Genomic DNA, 24830 nt, shown 5'->3' on the forward strand with positions numbered 1-24830 from the left:
GGATTTCTACAGAGCCTAATTTTTTATTATTTATTAAAATTTATTTGTTTTTATAAAAAATTTTATTAACAAGTTAAAAGATAAACTTCTATGAATATTTAATTTATAAAAAATTTTTTATTATTCTTAATGAAAATGTTTTTATATATTTAGTGATAGTTATGATTCCAAAAAAAGAACATGGGAAAAAACTAAGAAAAGCTCCTAAAGGATTTAAAACAGCTAATGATTTCTTTGAAGAACTTTTCCTTGATGAAGATTTAATATGGATGGGTCAAAATACTAACCACTTACATGATGAAAACTTTGTAAGAGATGCTATGATTAAAGCTGTGGAAAGTAAAGATTATTGTAAATATCCTCCACCAGAAGGTCTCAGTGAATTAAAAGAATTAGTATTAAAAGATTTAGATCTTGAAGATATGGATTTAGTTATTACTGCTGGAGCAACAACCGCTCTTTATTACTGTATGAGTGATTTATTAAGTCCAAATGATAATGTTATATCTCCGGATCCAGGTTATTTGATTATTGACAATTTTGCTAGTCGTTTTGCTAAAGAAGTTAAATCTATACCTATTTATAATGAAGAATGTGGTTATAAATTAACTCCCGATTTGGTAAAAGAAAATATTGATGAAAATACTGGTCTTATTATTCTAATTGATCCTTTAAACCCGTTAGGTGGTGCATATACAGAGGATGAAATTAAAGAATTTGCAAAAATCGCTAAAGATAATGATTTATTTTTATTACATGATATTACATATAGAGATTTCTCTAGAAAACATTATCTTGCCGCAAATTATGCGCCAGAAAACACCATAACTGTTTATAGTTTTTCTAAAATTTTTGGTATGGCAGGAATTAGAGTAGGTGCTTTAGTTTCAACTCATGAAGTTATGAATTCAGTTAGACAAGTTTTAATTGATGATTTAGGAACAAATGTTATAGCCCAATATGGTGCTATTGAAGCACTTAAATCTAAACCCGATTGGATAGATTATGTGAAAGATACAACATTTAATAATCAAAAAATTATTAAAGATGCAGTGGATGAATGTGATGGTGTTTTTATAGTTAGATATCCATCTGATGCTAATATGTTGGCTATTGACCTTTCAGGTGCGAATATTAATCCTAAAGACATGTCAAAATACTTATTAGAACGTAATGTATTTACTCGTGAAGGACAGTATACTAGTAAAAAATTTGGTGATAAATATTTACGTGTTAGTTTTTCTGTTCCACCTGAAGATGTAAAGGTCTTTGCTGATGAATTTAAAAAAGCAGTAGAAGTTTTACGAAAATAATTTTTTTATATTTTTTTTTAATTTAATAAAGAATTTTTTTGGGTTTTTTTAAAAACCCAAATTTTTTAAAAAAAACTTTTTTTGAAAATTTTATTATATTATTTATTGAATATATTTTTTTTTATTCTAATTTTAAATAGTAATATTCGCCTTGTTCTTTTTGTTCTCTATCAAGGTAACTATCTAATTTATTAACTCTTGGACGTTTTGTTTCTTTATCCCGTCTAAATGTTATGTTTAAATCTTTTAAAAATATATTCATTGAAGTTCTAAGATCGGAGGGTGCTGTTGCATTACCATTTAATCCTGGTTCTCCTTGGAATACCATTGCTCTGTCTGATACATAATCGATAAATACTATATCGTGGTCTATGATTAATGAAGCAGCATTTTTACTTTCTACGATTTTGCTTATTGTTCTTCCTGCGGTTAATCTTTGTTCTACATCCAAAAATGCTGTTGGTTCATCAAATAAGTATATATCAGCATCTTTTGCTAAAGTTGTTGCTACAGCAACTCTTTGTAATTCTCCTCCACTTAAATCTTTAATATTTTTATCTAATAATTCATCAAGTGCAAATGGTTTTCCTATTTCACTTTTAAATATATTTGAACCGTAAGTTGGTGCATTCATATATAAGAAGCTTTCTACTGTGCCTTCAAAGTCTGAAACAATATATTGAGGTTTGTAAGCTATTTTAACTTTTTGTTCTACTCTACCTTTGTTTGCTTCTTCTTCACCGGCTAATATTTTTGCAAATGTTGTTTTTCCCATTCCATTGGATCCAAATGCTGTTACTATTTCGTCATGATAGATTTCTCCAGCTTTTGCATTTAATTCAAATCCTTTAAATTTTTTATTAATATCAGAATAGTTGGTTAATATGTTTCCTTCATCTTCAGGGGTTGGTGGTCTTATATCAAATTCTATGGGTTTATTTCGTATTCTTACATTTTCTTCTTTTAGGAATCCGTTAATGTAAGCATTTATTCCTACTCTTACTCCTTTCATACTTGAAACTACACCATATGCTCCAGGTTGGCCGTATAATACATGAATGTTATCACTTAATGCATCTAATGTTGCAAGATCGTGTTCTATGATTAATACTGTTTTGTTATCTTCTGCTAGTGATCTTATTACTTTGGTTGCATTTATTCTTTGTCTCACATCTAACCATGATGTAGGTTCATCAAAGTAGTAAAAATCACCTTCTCGTAGTACGGTTGCTGCTATGGCTACTTTTTGAAGTTCTCCTCCACTGAGGTTTTTCATATCTCTTTCTAAGACACTTTCTAAGTCTAAATTTTCTACTATGTAATCAAATTGGTTTCTTTCATCTACATTAGTTAGTAATGTTTTTACGTTACCTTTAACTACTTTAGGTAGTTGGTCTACCATTTGTGGTTTGTGTATTGTTTTTATTTCTCCTTTTTGTAAACTTTTGAAGTAATTTTGTAATGAAGAACCCTTGTAATATTCTATTACTTCTTCCCAATTTCCTGGTTTTTCAAAGTTTCCTAAATTTGGTATTATTTCTCCTGAAAGTATGTTCATTATTGTGGATTTTCCTATTCCATTTTGTCCAAGTAAACCAACTACTTTTCCTTGTTTTAGTGTTGGTAATCCGAATAATTCAAATTGATTTTGTCCAAATCGGTGTATTGGGTCTTCTAATGCTTCTGGTAAATTTATTACTTTTATTGCTTCAAATGGACATCTATTTGTGCAAATTCCACATCCAGAACATAGTTCTTCAGATATTAATGGTTTTTTATTGTTTTCATCTATTACTATTGTGTCTTCATCCATTCGGACTCCTGGACAGTACTCTATACAAACATAGTTACATTTTTTGGGTTGGCATCTATCTTGGTCTAATATAGAAATTCTACTCATTTTTAATCTCTCTTTTCCCTTTATATTTTTGTGATTTTATTGTTATTTTGAAAAAAATAATTTTTTATTAATTTTTAGTATTATAAGTTATATATTTATTAAAGATTATGTTTAAATATTTGTATATGTTAATTAAATTTGAGATGATTTTTAAATGAAACAAGTTATTGTTGTTCGTAATGATCTTAAGATGGGTAAAGGTAAATTAGCTGCTCAATGTTGTCATGCTTGTCTTGGATCTTATGAAAAAGTTAATTCTAGTGTGATTCGTAGATGGGAGTCTGAGGGTTCAGCTAAGGTTGTTCTTAAGGTTTCTTCTTTAGATGATCTTTTTGTTATTAAAGAAATGGCTAAGAAAAATAATATTCCTAATTTTTTAGTAACTGATGCTGGAAGAACCCAGTTACCTACATCAACTATTACATGTTTGGGTATTGGGCCTGATGAAGATGAAATTATTGATAAGGTCACTCAAGATTTAAAGTTGTTATGAGTTAACTATCAATTTAATTATAAACTTCTTTATTTAAATGATAGTTAATTTTTATTAAGAATATTGTTTTTTGAAAAATTATTTTTGGTGATTAAAATTATTGATTGGGTTATAAAAATTGGGGGAAGTTTAGTTCCAGAAAGTGCAATATCTCTTATAAACGAATTAAAAGGAACTAATACATTACTTGTTATTGGTGGGGGAGAATTTGCAAACTTAATTAGAAAATATGATATGGAAATAGGATTTTCTAATGATGTTACTCATGAAACTGCTATAAATTCAATGGATATTTTAGCTAAATTATTAAATGATAAATTTAATTTTACAAAATTAGCTAAAACAATTAATCAAGCAGTAAAAATATCAAATGAAGGTAAAATACCTATTTTGTTATGTTCTGAGTTATTGTTGATTGAAGATCCATTTGAACATACTTGGGATGTGACTTCTGATTCTATTGCAGCATATGTTTCACACCTCATAAATGCAAAACTTTTAATAGCAACAAATGTAAATGGTATATATACTCGACAACCTACACTAGAGGGGTCCAAATTTATTGAAGAAATTGATGTAAAAAAACTACTAACTTTTGAAGAATCATCAATAGACTTAATGTTGCCCTCTACTTTAATACGATTCGAGTCTGATTGTTACATTGTTAATGGAAACTTTCCTAAGAGAGTTTTATCAATAATTACAAATCAAGGGAACTTTGATGCGTTCCCATATACATATATTAAAGGTGATAAAAAATGGAAAAAATAATTTGCCAATCTTGTAAACAAGAAATACCACAAATTGAACCTTATGTTCAATTTAAATGTCCACAATGTGGTAAACTCATCGCTAGATGTGAAAAATGTAGAACTTTCGGTCACTCTTATAAATGTGACTGTGGATTTGAAGGACCATAAGATTAAAATTTAAGTTTTAATCTTATTTTTTTTACTATTTAATTGGAGGAATGATTATGGGAGATGTTGTAGCAACTATTAAAGTAATGCCTGTAAGCCCAGAAACTGATTTAGAACAATTAAAATCAGATATTAAATCTAATATACCTGATGATGCAGAATTTTACCAAATTGAAGAAGAACCAATAGCATTCGGTTTAGTAGCTTTAAATACTATGGTTGTTGTTGATGATGGTGAAGGTGGATCTGAATCTACTGAAGCAGCTTTAAGTAATCTTAAAGATGTAGAAAGTATTCAAGTAACTGATGTTCGAAGATTAATGTAAAAATTTTCTAGTTTTTACGTTAAACTTAACTTTTTTTTAAATTTTTTATTATACTAATTTAGTATAAAATTAACATAGCTTTTTTTATAGATAAATAATTAAATATTATATTATGGCATTATTTAATAAAGATTCTGCAAAAGAAAAAGTTAAAGAATTTACCGGAGGATTTTCATTAAGCCAAGACTTTAAAAATAAATTGGAGTCAAATGGTTTAGAAGTGGATTATGGTCCTAAAATTCAAATATTATTAAAGCAAGATGTTAATAATGGTTTACCTGCAAATCAAGTTGAAGATCGTTTAAATTTTTATATTAAAAAAGCAGTATTAGAAAAGATTGAAAATCAAAATGTTGAAAATTTTAATATCAAAAATGAAGATGTTTCAATTAAGCAAATTAAAAAAGAGTTAGATAATTTAAATTATCAAAATCAAATTTTAGTTAAGCAAATTGAAATTTTAAAAAAACAAAATGATGACATTTTAAAAAGGTTAAATGAAAAATAAACTTTGTCATGAAAAAAATTAAGTTTTACTTTTTATATGATTTTTTATTTCTTCAATTTCAGGATTATATGGACTTATATTTAAAATCATTTCACATATATTCAAGGATTTTTTATAATCTTTCAATTCATTTAAAATTTTTACTTTTAAAATTAATAATTCAATATTATTTTGATTAACTTTTAATCCTTTATTACAAGTATTTAATGCTTCTTGAAATTTATCTTGCTTTTTATAAATTTCTACTTCTTTAATTATTGCTGATAAATTATTTTTATCTTTTTTTAAAATATAATTAATATATTTATGTGCATTATCATATTTTTCTTTTTTACAGTTGTTTTCTGCTATTTTTATTAGTATCATTTTCCAATAATTTAATAAAATGATTAATGTTAATATAATAGATAGGAATGCAACATTCCAATCATTTATTATTAAACTTATTAGAAATATTATTATTAAAGCACCTAAAAATAAATTATCGTACCATTGCCATATTTTTGCTTTTTTTCTTCCTCTTTTGTAACTTTCATGGTACAAGGTTTTAATATTCATTTTTTTTACTCCTATAATTAATTTAAAAAGTTATTTTCTTATTATTGGATGATATAATTAAATTTTATTTTCTTTTAATTATTTTTATATTCTGTTCATATGTATAAATACTTTTTTACTAATTAGTAATACTTTTTTAATCATTTTTTAAAAATAGTATTATTTCATTTTTATTTTTATAAAAACTATTTAAATAATAAAAATATAATCCTATTTAATAATAAGAAAAAAGTGAAAAATATTATGTTAACTATAAATATTTTTAAAGCTATAGATGAAATGATTCCTAAAGAATTAGCTTTAAAAGAAGATAAAATAGGATATTTTGGAATAAATTACCAAAATTCCGAAATAAAAAACATCAAAGTCATGATGGATATATTACCCAAAAATGATGATTCTTTCAATAAAGGAGATTTAGTTATAACACATCATCCCCCAATTTTCACACCAAGAACACCAACGTATACGGTCCACACAAACTGGGATGTTTATAAAGGAGGATCTAGTGATGCATTAGCTAAAAGTTTAAACTTAAAAGTAATGTCAACATTTGATATAACAACAGGTTTAGGACGTATATGTTCATGTTATCGGACACTTGAAGAAATATTAAACACAATTTCTCAAAGATTTAATGAAGAAAATACAAGAGTGATTAATGGTAGAAACCCTAATAAAATTGTAAAAAAAATTGCTATTTTAGCAGGAAATGGATTAAGCAACTTAAATTACATAAAATTAGCAAAAGAAAGAAATGTTGATGTTTTCATATCTGGAGATTTAAATCATCAATCAAGTATTTTAGCTGAAAAATTAAACTTAACATTAATTGATTTATCTTATTATTATAGTGAAATACCAGGATTATATGCTTTAGCAGATTTAATATCTTCAATTGGTATTCCAATTGAAGTAATAGATTCAGGTGTTCCATGGGATTATATTAAAAACTTAAAATAAATTAAAAAATTTTTTCATAAATTTTTCAAGGTATTTATTTTTTTATCATACATAATTAATAATATTTTGAATATTATTATTACTTATTTATAATAAATGTTTTTTTAATATTAAAATTTTCATGAAAATGGAGATTAATAAATAAATTATGTAGTAAGGTATTAAGATTAGGAGTGATGAACTTGATTAATTATAAAATTATTGAATTATCTGAACTAAAATTTTCATTATATAAAGTTCAAAAATTTTTATTAAATTTAATTAAAAAAGAGTATGGCTTAAATTATATTCCTAAGTTTCATAAAGATATTGAATTGTTAAAAAATTTTTATATTGCTCCTGTAAGAAATACATTCTTTTTAGCTATAAATACAAAAACTAATGAAATTATTGGTTCCATTGGTATAAGAGAATATGATCGAAAATCTGAATGTTTTGAAAATAATTTTTCAAGAAAATCAACTGCTAGTTTTTATAAAGTTTTTGTTGATGAAAAATATCGAAGAAATGGAATAGCTTCTGCTTTAGTTAAAAAAGCAGAAAAATTTTGTTATAATCAGGGATATAATGAAATATATTTACATACTCAAAATATTGTTGATGGGGCTTTGTTTTTTTGGAATAAAATGAATTTCAATATCATATTTAAAGTAAATGATAAGTTAGATACTGTGCATATGTCTAAAAATATTTATAGGGCGCCTTTAAAACTTTATGATATCTCATTAACTTCAATTCAAGCTAAATAATTTATTTTATTAATATTATCATTAAATATTCATGATTTTTTCTTTTTTTATTTAAAATTTAATTTTGTACTATTTAATTTAGTAGATATCATTTTTGGATTAATTATTTTAAATTTTAAGTTTTTTATTATTATTTTAGCTTTGTTATAAGAGAATATTCTTTTAATTTATTAAATTTGCATTGATTTATTCTTGAATGATAAAATATTCTTATTTTAGTTTTATTTTATTTTTTTATTATTATTTTATTAATTTTTAAAAAATATAACCGATTATTAAAATCTTTTAAATAATTATTATCTAAATTTGAAGTATTACTATTTTATCTAAATTTATATTTAAATTATTACTAACAAAATCTTTATAAATGATATTTTAATAAATAACTTAATTGTCAAGTAATTTTTAACTTAAAAATTTATTAATGGGCTTGATTTTTAATATTAATCATTTAAATAAAATATTTGTAATACTCCATATATAAATAAAATTATAAAAAGTATTACTTGTATTTTAAAACAGAAAAAAATAATTTGGGAGGATTAAAAATATGCATATACCTGACGGTTTTATTCCACTTTGGCAATGTGCTATTTACTATGTAATTTTAATAATTGCACTTTACTTTGCATCTAAGTGGGCACGTAATAACCTTAATGAGAAACGTATTCCTTTATTGGCTGTATTAGCAGCAGGTATATTTGCTATAATGTCAATGAACATGCCTATTCCATTTGGTACAAGTGGACATATGGTAGGTGGAACATTAGTAGCATTAGTATTTATGGCTCCAGAAGCAACAGTACTTGTATTTACAGTGGTTTTACTTGTACAAGCTTTATTCTTTGGTGATGGAGGTATCACTACTTTGGGAGCTAATGTACTTAATATGGGTATTATAGGGGGTGCAGTTGGTTTATTTACTTTTAAAGGTTTACGTAAATTTATTGGAAAATATCCTGCAATTGGAGTGGGAGCATGGCTTGCGACTTTTATAGCTGCAGAAGCTTGTGCAGTAGAAATGGCACTTGCTGGAACTTTCCCTTTAAATATAGGTTTAGCTTCTATGGGTCTTTACCATGCATTCATAGGAGTAATAGAAGCTATTTTAACAATTATTGTTATTGCTGCTCTTGAAAAATACAGACCTGACCTATTAGCTTGGAATGATAAATCAACAAGTAAAAATGTGGAGGTTAATTAAATGAAACAAAAAGACAAAATTTTAATTGTAATTGCTATTATAGTTTGTGTTGTTTTAGCATGTCTTTCTCCTTTCATTGCATCTGGAAATCCTGATGGATTAGAAAAATCCGCAGAAGATTCTGGTGTTGGTGAAGCAAGTGCATTTTTACAATCACCATTTCCAGATTATACTTTTGAACCATTAGGAAAATTAGGTGAAATTGGTGTTTTAATAATTGGTACATTAATAGTTTTAGCACTAGGATATGGTGTTGGGGAAATTGTTAAAAGACGGAATTAAATTTAAATAGGAAGAACTTAAATAAAATAGATAATAAGTTAGTTATTAATTATTTTTAACTAATTTATATTTATTTTTTAAAAAATTTAATATTCTTTTAATTCTTAAATAAAATTAAAAAAATAATATTGAAAACTTATTTTTAATAAATAATTATTAATAAATAATGAATTTATTAACTTAAGTAATAAATTGATTATTTGTAATATGAAATGGGGTTAGTTAATGGTGAATATAAATGATGCACTCGATTTGGATGTTGTAAGTGCACAAAATAATGTTATTCATAATTTGGACGGAAGAGTAAAATTAATATCTGTACTTTTTATAATAATATATTCAGTTTTTTCTAATCAATTATTTGTCCCTATAATTTTAGAAATATTCTTGTTAATTGTAATGGGTCTTGCAAAATTATCATTTAAAGCTTCATTTACACGTATTTTATTATTGATCCCATTTGGTGGGGCAATTATACTATTTCAACCATTTATTCATCCTGGAAATATAATATGGGTTAGTTCTATTTCATGGATTCATATTACCGATGCTGGACTTAACTGGGGAATTATTTTAATGTCTAGATTAATTGTTTGTTTAACTGCAATAGTCATATTGTCATCTACAAGTCCAATGCAAGAAGTTGTTGAATCATTTAGAAAATTAGGAATGCCTCGAGATTTAGCCATGATTTTAAGTATTATGGTACGTTTTTTATTTATGTTTATTGATGAATTAGCACAAATAAGAAAATCACAAAAATCTAGAAACTTTGATATTCATAGTAAATTAACTCCTTATAAATGGAGAATAAAACAAGTAGGTTATACAGTAGCCATGATGTTTTTAAAATCTTATGAAAAAGGAGAAACAACATATTCAAGTATGGTAAGTAGAGGATTTTCTAATGATTCTCAATTTTATGTAAGTAGAAAGAAAATGACAAAATCAAATTATGTTTTCATAATATCTATTGTATTATTAATTTTATTTATAGAAATTTTAGTTATATTTTATGCACCACAATTAGGATATTTTGGTTTACATTTTACAGCAACATAAAGAAATAATTATTGGGAGGAAATTATTATGTCAGAACCTATTTTAGAAACTCAAGATTTAACATTCACATACCCTGATGGTACACAGGCATTAAAAAATATAAATATGAGTATTAATAAGGGAGAGAAAGTAGCAGTTATGGGGGCTAATGGTGCAGGTAAATCAACTTTATTCTCCCATTTTAATGGATTATCCCAACCAACAAGTGGGATTGTTAAAATTAATGGGGAAGAAATGAAATATGATAAAAAGAGTTTGCTTAAAATTAGGCAAAAAGTAGGGGTAGTATTTCAAAACCCTGATGACCAATTGTTTGCCCCTACAGTTCAAGAAGATGTAGCATTTGGTCCAATGAATTTAGGTTTAGACTTAAATGAAGTGGATAAAAGAGTTGAAAAATCTTTAAAAATGGTAGGAATGGAAGGTTTTGAGGAAAAACCTCCTCATCATTTAAGTGGAGGTCAACAAAAAAGAGTGTCTATTGCAGGAATTATTGCAATGGATCCTGAATTAATGATTATTGATGAACCAACAGCAGGTTTAGATCCTCAGGGTGTTGATCAAGTTTTAACAATCCTTAATCACTTAAATGAAAAGGGCATGACTTTGCTTGTTTCTTCTCATAATGTTGAACTTATAACAGAATTTGCAAATAAAATTTTTATTGTTCATGATGGTGAAATTATTAATGAAGGATCTACTAATGATGTATTTTCTAATCATGAAATTCTAAAAAAAGCACATTTAAGACCTCCAAAAGCTAGTGAAATATTACATAAGTTGCAAAAAGAGGGGTTAAATGTCCAACCTAATAAATTAACTACTCAAGAAGCCTGTGATGAAATTATTAAAGCTAAATTAAGCAATCATTAATTAAATTTTTATGGAGTTGTTATTATATGAGTTGTTGGAAATATTGGCCAAAAATTGAGGAAATTGCTGAAAAACTTGAAGAATATGGTGTTGATTCTTTAAATGATTTAAATACTTTAGATGATGTGAATTTAAATGAAATCACCATTTTATTGGATGAAATCGAAGTTATTGCTCATGATGAAGAAATTGATTTTGATTCAGCAAAACATATATTAGATAATGTTCGGATGAATAAAGCATTAAAACTTATCAGAAAATTTTATTTATATATTGGTGCAAGATTAGAAACTGAAAATGCTATGGATATTATTCAATCTAAAGACCCTTATCAAACTTTAGATACTTTTCATTTTTATGAAAGATATGAAGGTTTATTAATTAATGAATCTAAATTAGCTAAGTTTAGTAAAGATAAAACCTTTGTGTTTATTGGTAGTGGACCATTACCTCTTACATTAATATTATTTAGACAAGCATTTGGTTGTAATTGCATTGGTATTGAAATTCAAGAAGATGTTGCTGAATTATCTCGTGAGGTTATAGCTAAATTAGGATTATCTGCTGGTATTAAAATTGTTGTTGGTGATGAGACTAAATTAAAAGATCTTGATTATGATATTGTGATGGTTGCAGCATTTGCTATTCCTAAAGATAAAGTTTTTGCTAATGTTTGGGAAACTGTTGATATAAATACTCCAGTTCTTGTTAGAACTTATAGTGGTATGCGAGCTATTCTTTATGCTCCATTAACTGATAAAGATATAAGAGGATTTCATAAAGAGGTTATGCTTTTACCTATAGGAAATACTAACAATACAAGTGTATTACTTAGAAAAGTAGTTTAAATATTTTTTCATATCTTAAACTTTCTATTTTTTATTAAAATTACTAAGTATATGAATAATCCTATTATGAAATATAATATAACTTGAATGTCTAATATTCCTGTTTCTACTCCAAGTATTGTGTAAGTTAATAATAATGCATATATGAATAAGTAAAATGAATTTTTAGTTTTTTCCACTATTTTAAATCCTATTCCTAATATAAAACCTATTAATCCCATTCCGATTGCAACACCTATTCTTCCAAAATCTACAATCATTGGTCCTATTATTGTAGGTGTTACTGTAACTTCACTTCTCCAAGCTATTAGTTTTCCAATCATCATTCTGGGTCCAAGAGCACTACCTGGTAGTGAGCTAGCTATTAGTTTTCCATGTAATAATCCATAATCTCCGGATACACTATTTATTAGATTTAATACATGTAATGTGAAATCTGCTCTTGATTGTAATGTTGATATTGGGCTTGCTCCTTTTGTTATAGTTCCTTCTTCAATTACACGATAATAACCAATTCCTACAATTGCACCTATACCAATTAATGCAGCTATTACAACTTCCCATAGAGAAAGTATTTCTCCATAATATCCCATGATTATAAGGAGTAATAAAACTGCAAGTAGCGGGGTTCTATAAGCTAAAGTTAAAAATATGACTGCACTAATCATAAACAGAATTAAAAATCTGAATCTAACTTGAGTTCTTGAAATAATATTTTTTTTATAATCCATTAAATAACAGCTTGCTATCATTCCAATTCCAGGTATCATTAAAAATATAGGCATTGTTAATGCAGGAGAAAGTTTATATCTTAAACTTGAATGGATTATAGGTAATCCTCCAGCTTTACCTATACAAAGAATAAAGAATATTAATCCGAGTAATATCAGGCAGAATCCTATTGAATATATTTCTTTTCTTTTAAAATTAAATAATTCAATATCTTTGTTTAACAAGTATTTTGGTATTAATTTTGCACCTATAAAAAAGGTTAAAAATGCTATTAAAAGATTTATTTCTAAACTCCAACTTACAGGGGTAAAAGAAAGAAGTAAAAATATGGTAAATACAACGATTACAATCAATGGACTAAATAGATATTTATTCAATATTTTACTTTTTTTAAAGAAAGATAAAAAGTTTTCTTTAGGATAAAAACTTTTAAAAAAACTGTTGATCCATGCATCTTCAAAATATTTTAAAATATTAAATATAGTAATGAATAAGAATGATTCTTTTACTTTACTTGTAATACTTTCTGTAATATGGGTTAATATATTATAAATGGTGCTCATATTTTTCACATATTTTTAGAAATTCTTATGAAATATATCCAACATTTGTCACGTTATAATTACTTTCAATATTTTCTAAAGTAGTGTTATTACAATTATAAATACGTAACTTTATTGAGTCAGTTTTACCATCAAGTTGGTTTAGAATATTGCTTGCAATGTTAATTTCTTTTCCTGTTGCTCTAATAATTTCTATTTGGTCTTGTAATGCAGCATTTTCAGGTTTAATACATATTCTGCAATGATTTTCATATAATTGATTTGTAATTTCTTGGTAAGTTTGAGTATCTTTAGTTGAAGATGCAACTGTTGTTGAAATCTCATAATTTGTACCATTAGGTATTCCTTTTATCAATTCATTTAAAGTATTAATATTCATTGGACTTATTGTGCATTCTACAGTATTATTATACTTTGAACCATTTTTTTCAAGTGTTAATTCATCAATATAAATATCTGCATTTTTAACATCATTATATACTGCAGCTAAATATTTGTGTCCTCCAGAGTCAATTAACAATTTTGTATTTGCTCCGGAATCATCATCTTCCCACAGTACAGTACCATTTATATTAATATTTTTCCCATTACTTGCATTATATCCTTCAATAGTAGTAGTTATAATGTCTCCTTCTAAATAATATTCAGAATATTTTTGTCCAACTTTACTCATTGTTGTACTATCAATTGATGTAGATTCAGTTCCATTATCATCTGTTGCTATGTAAATAAATGCAAAACAAACTGCTAAAATAATACATAGGATTATAATCCAATCAATAATAGTTAATTTTTTTAAAAATCCAGGTAATTTCATTTTTTTCAAAACCTTTTAGTTATATATTATGCTTCTTTATGAATGGCACCACAAGGACATATTTCTAAGCATTTCCCACAGTTGTTACATCCTTCTAAGATAACTACTGAAAATACATTTCTTTTTATTATATTTAATGGGCATAAGTCTATACATTTTTCACAAATACCACAAGCTTCATTATCTATTATCAAATTGTGTCACCAAATTATTTTAATTATTGATACTATTTTATTTTTAATTAATAAATAAGTTTAGAATTGATTTAGTTTTTAAAATTTTTTAAAAAACGTTACCTTTATATATGAGATAAATCTTAAATTAATATGTTGTAGTATGCAGGGGTGCCCGAGTGGCCAAAGGGGGAGGACTTAAGATCCTCTGGTATAGGCCTTCGAGGGTTCGAATCCCTTCCCCTGCACTTTTATATTAATCAAAATCATTTTTTTATCAAGTTTATTACTAAAAGGATGATTTATTCTATTTTTAACACATGTACCAATTTATTGCCTTAGTGGCTCAGCCGGTAGAGCGCCACCTTGGTAAGGTGGAAGTCGGGGGTTCGAATCCCCCCTAAGGCTCTTAATTTTTGGAGAATTTACTTATTTCATATTTTAATAACTATTTTTTACAGTACTAATTTTATATTAATCAAATAATTTCTTAATTTATTTTAAAAATAGATAATTTTATTAATTTATAAAACAAATATATAAAAGAATATAAAATTTTACATTTAAACACCAAAAAATCATAAGAGAATTATGATTATTTTATTAAAAAAAGTATAATAGACTTTATTGGAGGGTAAAATGTCTAAAAAAACAAAACATTTTAATATTTTAATGGCAGGAGTAATTTCTGGTATAGTCGCAATAACCACCGCAACTTTAGGACTAACTGGGACTGTCATAGGATCTGTATTAAGTTCAATAATTTATCAATTATTATCAACTTATTCTGAAGAAAAAATTGACACATATTCAAGAGATGGTATAAAAGTTAAGAAGTTAGAAACAAATATTGGTGGAGAAGTTGTTTATTTGCTCCCTATAGTTGTTATAACATTAATTGAATTAGTCTATTTATTAACTACATTCCATTATAATTTTGTTGAAATCTTCAATTTACTTGAAACCGCAACAAATCAAAATCTTTTCCGTGTTATGGGTTTAGGTATGATAGTTTTAAGTTTTTACCCATTCTTCCGTTCTAATAACATTCCGAAAAAAAATGGAGTGTTAGTATTTTTCACTGGTGGAATTATACTACTTAGAGGATTAGTAGATGTTAACAATGTCTTCTTCTCTTTAGTGGGTAAAGTATTTGATAAATTTGATTTTTTCGCTACATTAATAATATTATTATTACTATTAATCATTATAGTTGGTGTAATAAGCAGTATATTTAATGCACGTAACGAAAATAAAGATAATGGTTATGATAATGAATACCGAAATCAGTATAGATCTTCAAGAAATCCACGAGATTATGACCCATTAGATTTTGATGAATTAGAAATGTCAAGAATTCAAAAATCTAGAAGAAACAGAAATTATGAGAATGATTATAATCGGGAGTATATTCCTAATAAACGAGTGGTAAATGAAGAGGATTATCAAAATTATCATAATCCTAAAAATTCATCTTCAAATTATTCAAATAAGTCTATGAATGCTTCTGATAAAACTAAAAAATTTTTTAATAATAAATTCAATGATAAAAAAAGATAAAAATTTTAAATTTTATTTTTTTAATTCTTTTTCAATTTCTTTTTCTTTCCATTCACTACCTTTTTTAGGGAATAAAATAACTTTTATAAATTCAATTACTACAAAAATTCCCCAAATTATACTTACCCAATAGAACCACCAAGTTCCGGGGCTTGTAAAATAATTTATTGCTAATAATAAAATATTTACTATGATATATATTGAAAGATGCTTGTAAAATCTAATTTTGCTCTCTACACGTTGTTCTGCTTTTTTATATTCTTTGCTTTCATAATCTACCATTTTCATCACAATTTTATTTATATATAATTTTATTGCCGATATTAAATTTTATTCACATTGAAAAATTTTATATTTAATATAATTTAAACTATTTAATGTAAAACATTTAATTATTAATTTAATTATTATATCATTATTCGATTTAAATAAATATTATTAATTTAATTATCTGTTTTTTTTATTTAATATTTAAAAAAAATTAATTATGGGAGGATAAATTTTATGACAAAATTTTTTCATAAAATTATTCTATTATTAATGTTGTTCTTAATGGTATTTTGTGTAATACCATTTGTTGCTGCTGAAAATGTAGAAAATAATAATTCAAGTTTTAATAATAATATTGCTATTGATTCTAATAGTAATTATTTAAGTTCTAATTATGATTTGTATGTTTCTTCTGATGTAAATACCTCAGGTAATGGATCAAAATCTAATCCATTTAAAACAGTTCAAGAAGCATTAAATGCTAATACTGGAGGTCAATCAATTTATGTTTCTAAAGGAATATATAATATAAGTAATTATGAATTAACTAAAAATGTGAAATTAATCGGAGAAAATTATTCAAATACTGTAATTAGTGGAGATAATGCTACTCATATTTTCATTATAAATAATCAAGTTACAATTAATTTAAATAATTTAACCTTTATTAATGGAAATACGATTTCATCTCAAGAAGTTGGTGGAGCCATTCAAAAAAATACAGGTACTTTAACTATTAATAATTGTATTTTTGAAAATAATTCCGCTCAATATGGAGGAGCTATATATAATCTTATAGGGGAATTAACAGTAAATAACTCTAAATTTATTAATAATTCAATTATTAATAGTGGTTGTGATGGGGGTGCAGCTATTTATGATTTATATGGTACTGGAAATATTTATAATACATTATTTATAGATAATATTGCTTATAAGCAAAATGGGGGAGCCATATATCAAAATAAGGGATATTTAAATTTGTACAATTCTACTTTTATAAATAATCAAGGTACTGGTATTGGTATAGGTGGGGCTTTGTACTTAAACGATAGATCTTATTCTAATATAACTAACTGTATTTTTAAAGGGAATTCTGCTTCTCAAGCAGGAGCTATATACTCTGCAAATGCTCTTAATGGTATGATTGGGTCTTGTTTAATTTATAACTGTATATTCGATAGTAATAAAGCTAATTTCTATGGAGGTGCTATTTTTAATTACTGGTACTATAGTTTAATGACAGTAGAAAATTGTATGTTTTCAAATAACACTGCTAAGTACGGGGGAGCTTGTTATAATCAATATTCTGTATTAACCTTAAAAAATAACACTATTAAAAATTGTACAGCTTTAGAAAGTGGTAACAAGATTTATAATGACGGAATTTTAAGTAATGCTTATCTCACTTTACTAAATAATCAAACTATTAAAGTAGAAAAAGGTGAAATTGTAAATATTACAGCTTCACTCACTGATGATAATGGTAATGAAATAACTGCAGGAATTGTTAATATTTTGGTTAACGGTATTTCTATAAATAATTTAACAGTTAATGAAGGTTTAGTTTACTGTAATTATACAGTTAATAAATTAGGTGAATCATTAATTGAAGGTAATTATTCACAAGCACAAAATACTATATTAAAAACTGCTATTTTAAACACCAATACTTCATTAAAAACAGTTTTAATAGGTGAAAATTTAACAGAAAATTATGGTCAAGGGTTAAATTACACTGCTAAATTATTAGATATTAATGGAAATCCTTTAATCGGTTATCATGTTGCTTTAAATTTAACCAATCCTCTTAATGGTTTAAGTAAAGTTTATTGGGCTACAACAGATACTGAAGGTAAACTATTTTTAGAAATTAATCTTTTCCCTGGACAGTATACTGTTCAAGCATCTTTTTCTGATATTGAAGGTTACTTAGCTAGTACTTGTAATAATTCTATTGTTGTAAATAATGTTGATAAAGTATCTACACTTTTAAGTGTTAATAAATTTGTAGGTACTTATGGAGAATTGAAAAATTTAACTGGAGTATTGCAAACAGTTTCTGGGGATAAATTAGCAGGTCAACATATTGCTTTAAATTTAACTAATCCTCACAATGGTTTAAGTAAGGTTTATTGGGCTACAACTGATGATAAAGGGGAATATCAATTGCCTATTAATTTATATTCTGGCGATTATATTGTAAAATGTTTTTATTATGGTTCTACTGATTATACTTCTTCTTTTAATAATACAAGTATAATTGTAAACCTTTAATTTTTTATTTTTTTTAGTAATGTTTATTAATTTGAATTTATTAAAATAATTTTAGTTAAATCTAATTTTTGCTGATTTTTATGGTGAATAAAGGAAATAGTACTTTAAAAGATATTTTGGACATAATTTTATATGAAAATCCATCTACTCAAGATGAAATTGCTGATAAGTTAGGTATTACTCGTCGTTATGTTACTCAATTATTACAACCTCTTGTTAAAAAGGAAATTGTTAAAAGGGCTTATATTATTGATTTAAAAAAATATGAAGAGTTATATGGAAATAATACGAATTCCCCAGAGTATTCTAGTAATTTATTGATTAAAAATATGTTACAAAATATGAGCGATCACGTTAAACAGGAAGTAGAGGTTGCTTTTAATTCTATTGTTGAAAATGATAAGAAAATAGCTGAAGATGCTCTTGAAATGGATTATACTACAAATAATCTCTTTGAAAAGGTTCGTTATTCTGTTGAAACTATTGTTAATATTGATCCTCATTCTAAAGTTTCTAAAGTTTCTGTTTATAATGAAGTTGCTTATGATTTAGAACGTATTGGTGATTATTCTGCCCATCTTGCTAAATTTACTGTTAATGATGATTTAGCTGTGGATGAAGATGTTTTGAAATTTTTAAAAAAGATGCATAAAGCTGCTCAAAAATCTATAGATATTTCTATGGAAGCTTTTATTGATGGTAAATTAAGTGTTAAAGGGGATCTTATGGATAATGAAGAAAAGATTCATACTTTACAGAAAGATGCAATGAATTGTATTGCTTTTCAAATGGCAGATACTAGTTTTGATGATACTCAACATTCTAATTATTATTTGTACTTGTCTCGTGTTGTTAAAGCTTTTGAACGTATTGGGGATATTAGTGTTGAAATTATGGATACTGCAGCTGAATTTCATAAAGATATTCCTCGCCCTATTACTCCACGGTCTTTTCGTGAATAAGCTTTTGCTTTAAGCTTATTTTTATTCCTATTTTGTGAATTTTGTGTATTTTTATATCACTTCTTTTTTACATTTAGTTCCTATTTTGTGTATTTTCATTCACATTATGGAAACCTTTATATATATAAAAATCAACCTTTTAAATGGGTGAGAATGATATATGAAAAAAAATAAAAAAATAGCAATACTTGCTATTATAATTATAATAGCTGCAGCTTTATTGATTGTTACAACATCAAGTGCTCAAAAAATAGATATTGTAGGCTCAACTAGTGTACAACCAGTAGCTGAAAAACTTGTATCTGAATACAACCAAACCCACTCTGGAGTAGAAATCAACGTCCAAGGTGGAGGATCTAGTGTAGGGATAAAAAGTGCCCAAGATGGTACTGCAGATATAGGATCTAGTTCTAAAGAAGTAAAAGGTTCAGATGCAAGTGGATTAAAACAATATGAATTAGGTAAAGATGGTATAGTCATTGCTGTAAATAATGAAAATAGTATTTCTGACTTAACTACAGACCAATTAAAAGGTATTTACTCAGGTAATATTACAAATTGGAACCAAGTTGGGGGAAATGATGGGGAAATTAATTTAATTACTAGAGAAGAAGGATCAGGAACCTTAGATGCATTCCAAAAATTAGTCTTAGGAAATGATTCAATGAAAAAAGATGCAGTAGTACAAAGTTCTACAGAAGCAGTAAAACAATCTGTAGCACAAGATCCAAATGCAATTGGATTTATATCATATGCTCATATGAGTGATGATGTAAAATCCGTAAGTGTTGATGGAGTATCTCCATCAGACAGTACAATAAGTGATGGATCTTATAAATTACAAAGACCTTTCATATTTTTAACTAAAGGTGAACCTACAGGAGAAACTAAAAAGTTCCTTGATTGGGTCATGAGTGATGAAGGTAAAAAAGTGTTACAACAAGAAAAAATTGTGCAATCTACTGCATATATTTAAAAGTTTAATATTAATAGAATTATATCACTAAAAAAAATATTATGAAATTTTAAAGAATTTCTTCTCTTTTTTCCTTTTATTTTTTTAAAATAAAATTATTTTCTTCACAAAAAAGATATGTGGTTTAATACTTATTTCTTATTAATTAAATTTTAAAAAACTAAAAGTGGATTTTTTTATGAAATCAAAGTATAAATGGATAATTGGAATAATCATAGTAATAATAATTGCTTTGTTACTTGTCGTACCAGGTATGAATGTTCAAAGGATGGACATTGTAGGTTCAACAAGTGTACAACCTTTAGCTGAAGAATTAGCAGATGCTTATGATACAAACCATTCTGATATTAAAATTAGTGTTCAAGGAGGAGGTTCTGGAATGGGTATAAGAAGTACTCATCAGGGAATCGCAGATATTGGGATGAGTTCTAAAGAATTGGATTCTTCAGATAAACAAAATATAACTGAAGTGGAATTAGGTAAAGAAGGAATAGTCATTGGTGTGAATAATGGTAATAACATTTCAGATCTTTCAAGTTCACAAATTAAAGGTATTTTTAATGGAAATATAACAAATTGGAAAGAAGTTGGAGGTCCAGATCAGGAAATTCATGTTATAACTCGTGAAGAAGGATCTGGTACAAGAGATGCTTTCACAAGTCTTATCATGGATAAATCGGATATAATGTCTTCAGCTATAGTTCAAAGTTCTACCGAATCAGTTAAACAAGCAGTTTCAACAGATCCAGGGGCTATAGGGTACATGTCTTTTGCTCATATGTCTAATGATGTTAAATCTCTTTCAGTTGATGGTGTTCAACCTTCTGAAGAAACTATATCTAATGGGGATTATGAACTTCAAAGACCTTTCTTGTTCCTTATTAAAGGAAAACCTACTGGTGAAGTAAATAAATTTTTAGAATGGGTTAAATCTCCTGAGGGAACAAAAATAATTGAAGAAAATAAGATTATTCCAGTATCATGAAGAATTGGTACTTTTTATAGAAAAATAGATGAAATTAAAAAATTATCATGTTATTAATATATTTTAATAAAAAAAAGTTATGGGGTATGAAATGGGAGAAAAAACTTTTTCAGAATTGTTTATAGAGAAAGGCTTGTTATTAACAGCTTGTTTTTCTATTTTAATAATTCTTGTAATAGTGGCATTCATATTAATTCAAGGATTTCCTGCATTTCAAGATTATGGATTTTTAAATTTTATTTTTGGAATGGATTGGGCTCCTGATTCCAATCAATATGGTGTTTTCACTATGATTGTTGGTTCATTAGAAGTTACATTACTTGCATTGCTTATGGCTGTGCCATTATCAATCTTATGTTCCATATTCATGGCGGAAGTTGCTCGCGATAATGTAAGAAAATTTTTACAACCAGTAATTCAAACATTAGCTGGAATTCCAAGTGTAGTATATGGATTTTTTGGTTTAATTGTTTTAGTGCCTATAATTAGAAATAATTTTGGGGGAACTGGGTTTAGTATTTTAACAGCTGCAATTATATTGGCGATAATGATTTTACCTACAATTATTAGTGTATCTCAAGATGCACTTCGTAGTGTTCCTAAACAGTTTAAAGAAGCTTCATTAGGTTTGGGTGCTACAAATTGGCAAACAATTCGTCATATTATTTTACCTGCGGCGCTTCCAGGTATTGTAACTGCAGTAATTTTAGGTATGGGTCGTGCAATAGGTGAAACCCTAGCAGTTATAATGGTTGCAGGTAATGTTACTCAAATTCCAGGATCTATTTTTGAACCAGTTAGAACTTTAACTTCTAATATAGCATTAGAAATGGGTTATGCAACAGGTTTACATTATAATGCATTATTTGCAACAGCAGTAGTATTATTCATAATCATAATGATTTTATTATTGTTTACTAATTGGATTCAACGTAAATATAAAATGGACATCGGGGGTGGGGGTTTATGATTTATGAGAAAATCAATATTCAAAAAAATATTAGAGTCCCACGTCGTGTTATTGGAACAAAAAAAATTTTAGAAGAAATAGATTCTTGTGATTATTATAATATAATGTATTCAAAAAATATTAAAAACTATATTAAGGAGGAATATTAAATGTCATTTAAAATTTGTAGTTCAAAATCTTCAGATAAAATAATGAATAAAATTTTTATTTTATCTGGTATAGTGACATTAGGTATTCTACTTATTATTTTAGGTTATATTCTAGTAAAAGGGTTACCTGTAGTTAATTTGGAATTTTTATTAGGTAGTCCTATAGATTCTGGTAAATCTGGTGGAATATTACCTATGATTATATCTTCCGTATATGTGACTTTAATTGCAGCTGTGATTGCAACTCCTCTGGGTGTTGGGGCTGCTGTGTATATGGTTGAATATGCAGGTGAAAGTAAAATTGTTAATTTAATTCGTTTTGGTGCAGAAACCTTATCAAGTATTCCTTCAATTGTATTTGGTTTATTTGGTTTAGCATTTTTCGTGGTATTTCTAAATTTAGGATGGTCTATTCTATCAGGAGGGTTAGTCCTTGCTATTATGGCGGTTCCAACTGTATTTCAAGTTTCTGAAGTTGCTATAGCTTCTGTTCCTAATACTTATCGTCAAGCATCTTTAGGTTTAGGTGCTACTAAATGGCAAACTATAGCTAATGTTGTTATTCCGGCTTCAATTCCGGGAATTGTGACTGGTGTAATACTTGCTATGACAAGGGCTATATCTGAAGCTGCTGCTGTTATGTATGCTGTTGGTTCAGCACTTTCAGTGCCTATATCCATATTTGATCCAGGACGTCCTTTACCTCTCCATTTATATATTTTAGCTACTGAAGGAATTTCAATGGATAATGCATTTGGTACAGCTGCAGTTCTAGTAATAATTGTTCTTATACTAACATTTGCTACTAATTACTTAGTTAATAGATATCAAGAAAAAATGATGGGGAAATTTTAAAATTTAAGGAAGGTTTTGTAAATGAATAGAATTACAGTAAAAAATTTGAACACAAAATTTGGAGATAATCACATATTAAAAAATATTAATATGCAAGTTCCAGAAAATACAGTCACTGCACTTATTGGTCCTTCTGGTTGTGGTAAATCTACTTTTTTGAGAACTTTAAATCGTATGAATGATTTGATTCCTTCATTTAATCATACAGGTGAAATTTATTTAGATGACACTGAAATTTATGGTAAAAATATTGATGTTGTGAATTTAAGAAAAAGAGTAGGGATGGTTTTTCAAAAAGCTAATCCATTTCCTAAATCAATATTTGATAATGTAGCGTATGGTCTTAGAATCCATGGAATAGAAGATGAAGATTTTATTGCACAAAGGGTTGAAGAAAGTTTAAAATCTGCAGCTATATGGGATGAAGTTGAATCTAAACTTTATGATTCTGCTATGAGTTTATCTGGTGGACAACAACAACGTGTTTGTATTGCCCGTACAATTGCTAATAAACCTGAAGTTATTCTTATGGATGAACCATGTTCTGCTTTAGATCCAATATCAACTATTAAAATTGAAGATTTGATTAATCGTCTTAAAAAAGAGTATACTATTTTAATTGTTACACATAATATGCAACAAGCTACACGTGTTAGTAAATATACTTCTTTTTTCTTAAATGGTGAAATTATTGAAAATAATTTAACTTCTGAACTTTTCATTAATCCTCGTGAAGAAAAAACTGAGGAATATATTACTGGAAGATTTGGTTAAACAGTTAAGTTTGAATTATTTACTAAATATATATAATATTATAATTGTGGAGATGTGATGATGAATAAAATTTTTCCTAGTATTTCATTTAAAAATCAAATGAAGAATATAAATAAAGATTCTGAAAAATTAGGACAGCTTGTGATTGATTCTCAGAGTGAATGTATAGATTTGCTTGAAAGTTATGATGAAAATAAATTTAATGATTTAAAGAGAAAAACTGATGAAATTGATGTTTTTACTATTGAATTAGAACGTAAATGTATTAGGTTTATTGCTAGTGAACAACCTTATGCTAGTGATTTAATGTATATTGAATCTTTAATACGTAATATTAGTCATATTAAACGTGTTGGTCATTTATCTTTGAATATTGCAGATTCTATTAGTAAAATTAATTTTGATTTAGTTCCTGAGAAACTTGTTAAAGAATTAGCTTTTATGAGTGATTATGTTCATTTAATGTTAATTAAATCTATTAAGGCCTTTCATAATCATGATTTAGAAAAAGCTAGAGAATTAAGTACTGATGATGATAAGGTAGATGAACTTTTTGATAATGTACTTACTAGATCTACTAATTTAATGAGTGAAAGTACTGAGGGTATTGAAAATTTTGTTCAATTAATTTTTATTGCAAGATTTTTAGAACGTTCTGCTGATAGAGCTGTTAATATTTCTAATCGTACTATTTTCATGTTAACTCTTAAAAGACCTGATATTAAACCTTTAGATAATGAAAATGATGAAGATTTATAGGGTAAATAA

The 24830-nt window shown here is 26.5% G+C and carries 29 protein-coding genes and 2 tRNA genes; 25 read left to right on the forward strand and 6 right to left on the reverse strand.

All coding sequences use genetic code 11. The annotated features are described in order from the left end of the window. Nucleotides 1-161: 161 nt before the first annotated feature. Nucleotides 162-1313 (forward strand): pyridoxal phosphate-dependent aminotransferase, encoded by a 1152-nt coding sequence (locus BP997_RS02840; RefSeq protein WP_413825638.1) that lies wholly within the window; start codon nucleotides 162-164, stop codon nucleotides 1311-1313. Between the two features lie 121 nt (nucleotides 1314-1434). Here the strand turns inward: BP997_RS02840 and BP997_RS02845 are convergent, their stop codons facing one another. Further along, entirely contained in the window at nucleotides 1435-3213 is a 1779-nt protein-coding gene (locus tag BP997_RS02845) for a ribosome biogenesis/translation initiation ATPase RLI (protein WP_413825641.1), read from the reverse strand. Nucleotides 3214-3367: 154 nt separating this feature from the next. Here BP997_RS02845 and pth2 point away from each other — a divergent pair, with 154 nt between their 5' ends. The 5 genes from pth2 to BP997_RS02870 all read left to right on the forward strand — a co-directional run bounded on the left by pth2 (nucleotide 3368) and on the right by BP997_RS02870 (nucleotide 5460). Further along, the gene (gene pth2 / locus BP997_RS02850; RefSeq protein ID WP_409198023.1) at nucleotides 3368-3706 is read left to right on the forward strand and encodes a peptidyl-tRNA hydrolase Pth2; all 339 of its coding nucleotides are present in this window, start codon (nucleotides 3368-3370) and stop codon (nucleotides 3704-3706) included. 87 nt (nucleotides 3707-3793) lie between these two features. Next, a complete protein-coding gene (locus tag BP997_RS02855) occupies nucleotides 3794-4477 on the forward strand; it encodes a delta 1-pyrroline-5-carboxylate synthetase (protein ID WP_413825709.1) in 684 nt (227 codons plus the stop codon). Next, nucleotides 4465-4626, forward strand: a complete 162-nt coding sequence (locus BP997_RS02860; RefSeq protein WP_409198022.1) for a zinc finger domain-containing protein — start codon at nucleotides 4465-4467, stop codon at nucleotides 4624-4626. The genes BP997_RS02855 and BP997_RS02860 overlap by 13 nt, the downstream gene beginning before the upstream one ends. Before the next feature lie 56 nt (nucleotides 4627-4682). Continuing rightward, on the forward strand, nucleotides 4683-4952 hold the full coding sequence (locus BP997_RS02865) for an elongation factor 1-beta (protein WP_409198021.1): 270 nt from the start codon (nucleotides 4683-4685) through the stop codon (nucleotides 4950-4952). A 112-nt stretch (nucleotides 4953-5064) separates the two neighbouring features. Then, nucleotides 5065-5460, forward strand: a complete 396-nt coding sequence (locus tag BP997_RS02870) for a hypothetical protein (RefSeq protein WP_413825643.1) — start codon at nucleotides 5065-5067, stop codon at nucleotides 5458-5460. A gap of 18 nt (nucleotides 5461-5478) precedes the next feature. Here the strand turns inward: BP997_RS02870 and BP997_RS02875 are convergent, their stop codons facing one another. Next, complete coding sequence (locus tag BP997_RS02875) at nucleotides 5479-6018, reverse strand: tetratricopeptide repeat protein (protein WP_413825646.1); 540 nt, start codon at nucleotides 6016-6018, stop codon at nucleotides 5479-5481. 243 nt (nucleotides 6019-6261) lie between these two features. Here BP997_RS02875 and BP997_RS02880 point away from each other — a divergent pair, with 243 nt between their 5' ends. The 7 genes from BP997_RS02880 to BP997_RS02910 all read left to right on the forward strand — a co-directional run bounded on the left by BP997_RS02880 (nucleotide 6262) and on the right by BP997_RS02910 (nucleotide 11999). Next, the gene (locus BP997_RS02880; RefSeq protein ID WP_413825649.1) at nucleotides 6262-6981 is read left to right on the forward strand and encodes a Nif3-like dinuclear metal center hexameric protein; all 720 of its coding nucleotides are present in this window, start codon (nucleotides 6262-6264) and stop codon (nucleotides 6979-6981) included. A gap of 182 nt (nucleotides 6982-7163) precedes the next feature. Further along, nucleotides 7164-7730: a GNAT family N-acetyltransferase gene (locus BP997_RS02885; RefSeq protein WP_413825651.1), complete on the forward strand. Its 567-nt coding sequence runs from the start codon at nucleotides 7164-7166 to the stop codon at nucleotides 7728-7730. A 550-nt stretch (nucleotides 7731-8280) separates the two neighbouring features. Next, on the forward strand, nucleotides 8281-8934 hold the full coding sequence (cbiM, locus tag BP997_RS02890; RefSeq protein WP_409198015.1) for a cobalt transporter CbiM: 654 nt from the start codon (nucleotides 8281-8283) through the stop codon (nucleotides 8932-8934). Continuing rightward, nucleotides 8935-9216, forward strand: coding sequence for a PDGLE domain-containing protein (locus BP997_RS02895; protein WP_409198014.1), 282 nt, complete (start codon nucleotides 8935-8937; stop codon nucleotides 9214-9216). 225 nt (nucleotides 9217-9441) lie between these two features. Beyond that, nucleotides 9442-10278 carry a cobalt ECF transporter T component CbiQ gene (cbiQ, locus tag BP997_RS02900; RefSeq protein ID WP_413825654.1) on the forward strand — a complete coding sequence of 279 codons (837 nt, stop codon included), beginning with the start codon at nucleotides 9442-9444 and terminating at the stop codon, nucleotides 10276-10278. A 27-nt stretch (nucleotides 10279-10305) separates the two neighbouring features. Then, on the forward strand, nucleotides 10306-11151 hold the full coding sequence (locus tag BP997_RS02905) for an ATP-binding cassette domain-containing protein (protein WP_413825656.1): 846 nt from the start codon (nucleotides 10306-10308) through the stop codon (nucleotides 11149-11151). Between the two features lie 26 nt (nucleotides 11152-11177). Next, nucleotides 11178-11999, forward strand: coding sequence for a nicotianamine synthase family protein (locus BP997_RS02910; protein ID WP_413825658.1), 822 nt, complete (start codon nucleotides 11178-11180; stop codon nucleotides 11997-11999). 8 nt (nucleotides 12000-12007) lie between these two features. Here the strand turns inward: BP997_RS02910 and BP997_RS02915 are convergent, their stop codons facing one another. The 3 genes from BP997_RS02915 to BP997_RS02925 are packed head-to-tail and all read right to left on the reverse strand — an operon-like array spanning nucleotide 12008 to nucleotide 14305. Next, entirely contained in the window at nucleotides 12008-13294 is a 1287-nt protein-coding gene (locus BP997_RS02915; protein ID WP_409198010.1) for an oligosaccharide repeat unit polymerase family protein, read from the reverse strand. A 25-nt stretch (nucleotides 13295-13319) separates the two neighbouring features. After that, nucleotides 13320-14111, reverse strand: coding sequence for an adhesin (locus BP997_RS02920; protein ID WP_409198009.1), 792 nt, complete (start codon nucleotides 14109-14111; stop codon nucleotides 13320-13322). A 26-nt stretch (nucleotides 14112-14137) separates the two neighbouring features. Continuing rightward, on the reverse strand, nucleotides 14138-14305 hold the full coding sequence (locus tag BP997_RS02925) for a 4Fe-4S dicluster domain-containing protein (protein WP_413825660.1): 168 nt from the start codon (nucleotides 14303-14305) through the stop codon (nucleotides 14138-14140). Between the two features lie 144 nt (nucleotides 14306-14449). On the opposite strand from BP997_RS02925, the gene BP997_RS02930 reads away from it, so the two are divergent. The 3 genes from BP997_RS02930 (at nucleotide 14450) to BP997_RS02940 (ending at nucleotide 15844) form a co-directional block, all read left to right on the forward strand. After that, a tRNA-Leu gene (locus tag BP997_RS02930) sits at nucleotides 14450-14532 on the forward strand. 87 nt (nucleotides 14533-14619) lie between these two features. Beyond that, nucleotides 14620-14692: transfer RNA gene (locus BP997_RS02935), tRNA-Thr, on the forward strand. A gap of 231 nt (nucleotides 14693-14923) precedes the next feature. Then, nucleotides 14924-15844, forward strand: a complete 921-nt coding sequence (locus BP997_RS02940) for a hypothetical protein (protein WP_413825662.1) — start codon at nucleotides 14924-14926, stop codon at nucleotides 15842-15844. 12 nt (nucleotides 15845-15856) lie between these two features. Here the strand turns inward: BP997_RS02940 and BP997_RS02945 are convergent, their stop codons facing one another. Then, nucleotides 15857-16126 (reverse strand): 2TM domain-containing protein, encoded by a 270-nt coding sequence (locus BP997_RS02945; RefSeq protein WP_409198006.1) that lies wholly within the window; start codon nucleotides 16124-16126, stop codon nucleotides 15857-15859. Between the two features lie 222 nt (nucleotides 16127-16348). On the opposite strand from BP997_RS02945, the gene BP997_RS02950 reads away from it, so the two are divergent. From BP997_RS02950 to phoU, 9 genes are all read left to right on the forward strand, one after another. Then, on the forward strand, nucleotides 16349-18391 hold the full coding sequence (locus tag BP997_RS02950) for a hypothetical protein (protein WP_413825664.1): 2043 nt from the start codon (nucleotides 16349-16351) through the stop codon (nucleotides 18389-18391). An 83-nt stretch (nucleotides 18392-18474) separates the two neighbouring features. Continuing rightward, nucleotides 18475-19353 carry a phosphate signaling complex PhoU family protein gene (locus BP997_RS02955; RefSeq protein ID WP_413825712.1) on the forward strand — a complete coding sequence of 293 codons (879 nt, stop codon included), beginning with the start codon at nucleotides 18475-18477 and terminating at the stop codon, nucleotides 19351-19353. Nucleotides 19354-19513: 160 nt separating this feature from the next. Beyond that, entirely contained in the window at nucleotides 19514-20329 is an 816-nt protein-coding gene (locus BP997_RS02960; RefSeq protein ID WP_413825666.1) for a phosphate ABC transporter substrate-binding protein, read from the forward strand. 178 nt (nucleotides 20330-20507) lie between these two features. Then, nucleotides 20508-21314, forward strand: a complete 807-nt coding sequence (locus tag BP997_RS02965; protein WP_413825668.1) for a phosphate ABC transporter substrate-binding protein — start codon at nucleotides 20508-20510, stop codon at nucleotides 21312-21314. 91 nt (nucleotides 21315-21405) lie between these two features. Continuing rightward, nucleotides 21406-22284 carry a phosphate ABC transporter permease subunit PstC gene (pstC, locus tag BP997_RS02970; RefSeq protein ID WP_413825671.1) on the forward strand — a complete coding sequence of 293 codons (879 nt, stop codon included), beginning with the start codon at nucleotides 21406-21408 and terminating at the stop codon, nucleotides 22282-22284. Continuing rightward, nucleotides 22281-22433 (forward strand): hypothetical protein, encoded by a 153-nt coding sequence (locus tag BP997_RS02975; protein WP_409198001.1) that lies wholly within the window; start codon nucleotides 22281-22283, stop codon nucleotides 22431-22433. The genes pstC and BP997_RS02975 overlap by 4 nt, the downstream gene beginning before the upstream one ends. Then, complete coding sequence (gene pstA / locus BP997_RS02980; protein WP_413825673.1) at nucleotides 22434-23288, forward strand: phosphate ABC transporter permease PstA; 855 nt, start codon at nucleotides 22434-22436, stop codon at nucleotides 23286-23288. A 21-nt stretch (nucleotides 23289-23309) separates the two neighbouring features. Further along, nucleotides 23310-24062: a phosphate ABC transporter ATP-binding protein PstB gene (gene pstB / locus BP997_RS02985; protein ID WP_409197999.1), complete on the forward strand. Its 753-nt coding sequence runs from the start codon at nucleotides 23310-23312 to the stop codon at nucleotides 24060-24062. Between the two features lie 57 nt (nucleotides 24063-24119). Further along, complete coding sequence (gene phoU, locus BP997_RS02990) at nucleotides 24120-24821, forward strand: phosphate signaling complex protein PhoU (RefSeq protein WP_409197998.1); 702 nt, start codon at nucleotides 24120-24122, stop codon at nucleotides 24819-24821. Nucleotides 24822-24830 lie beyond the last annotated feature (9 nt).

It is taken from the genome of Methanobrevibacter sp. UBA412 (assembly GCA_002495685.1).
In the GTDB taxonomy this organism is placed as follows: Archaea; Methanobacteriota; Methanobacteria; order Methanobacteriales; family Methanobacteriaceae; genus Methanobrevibacter_A; species Methanobrevibacter_A acididurans.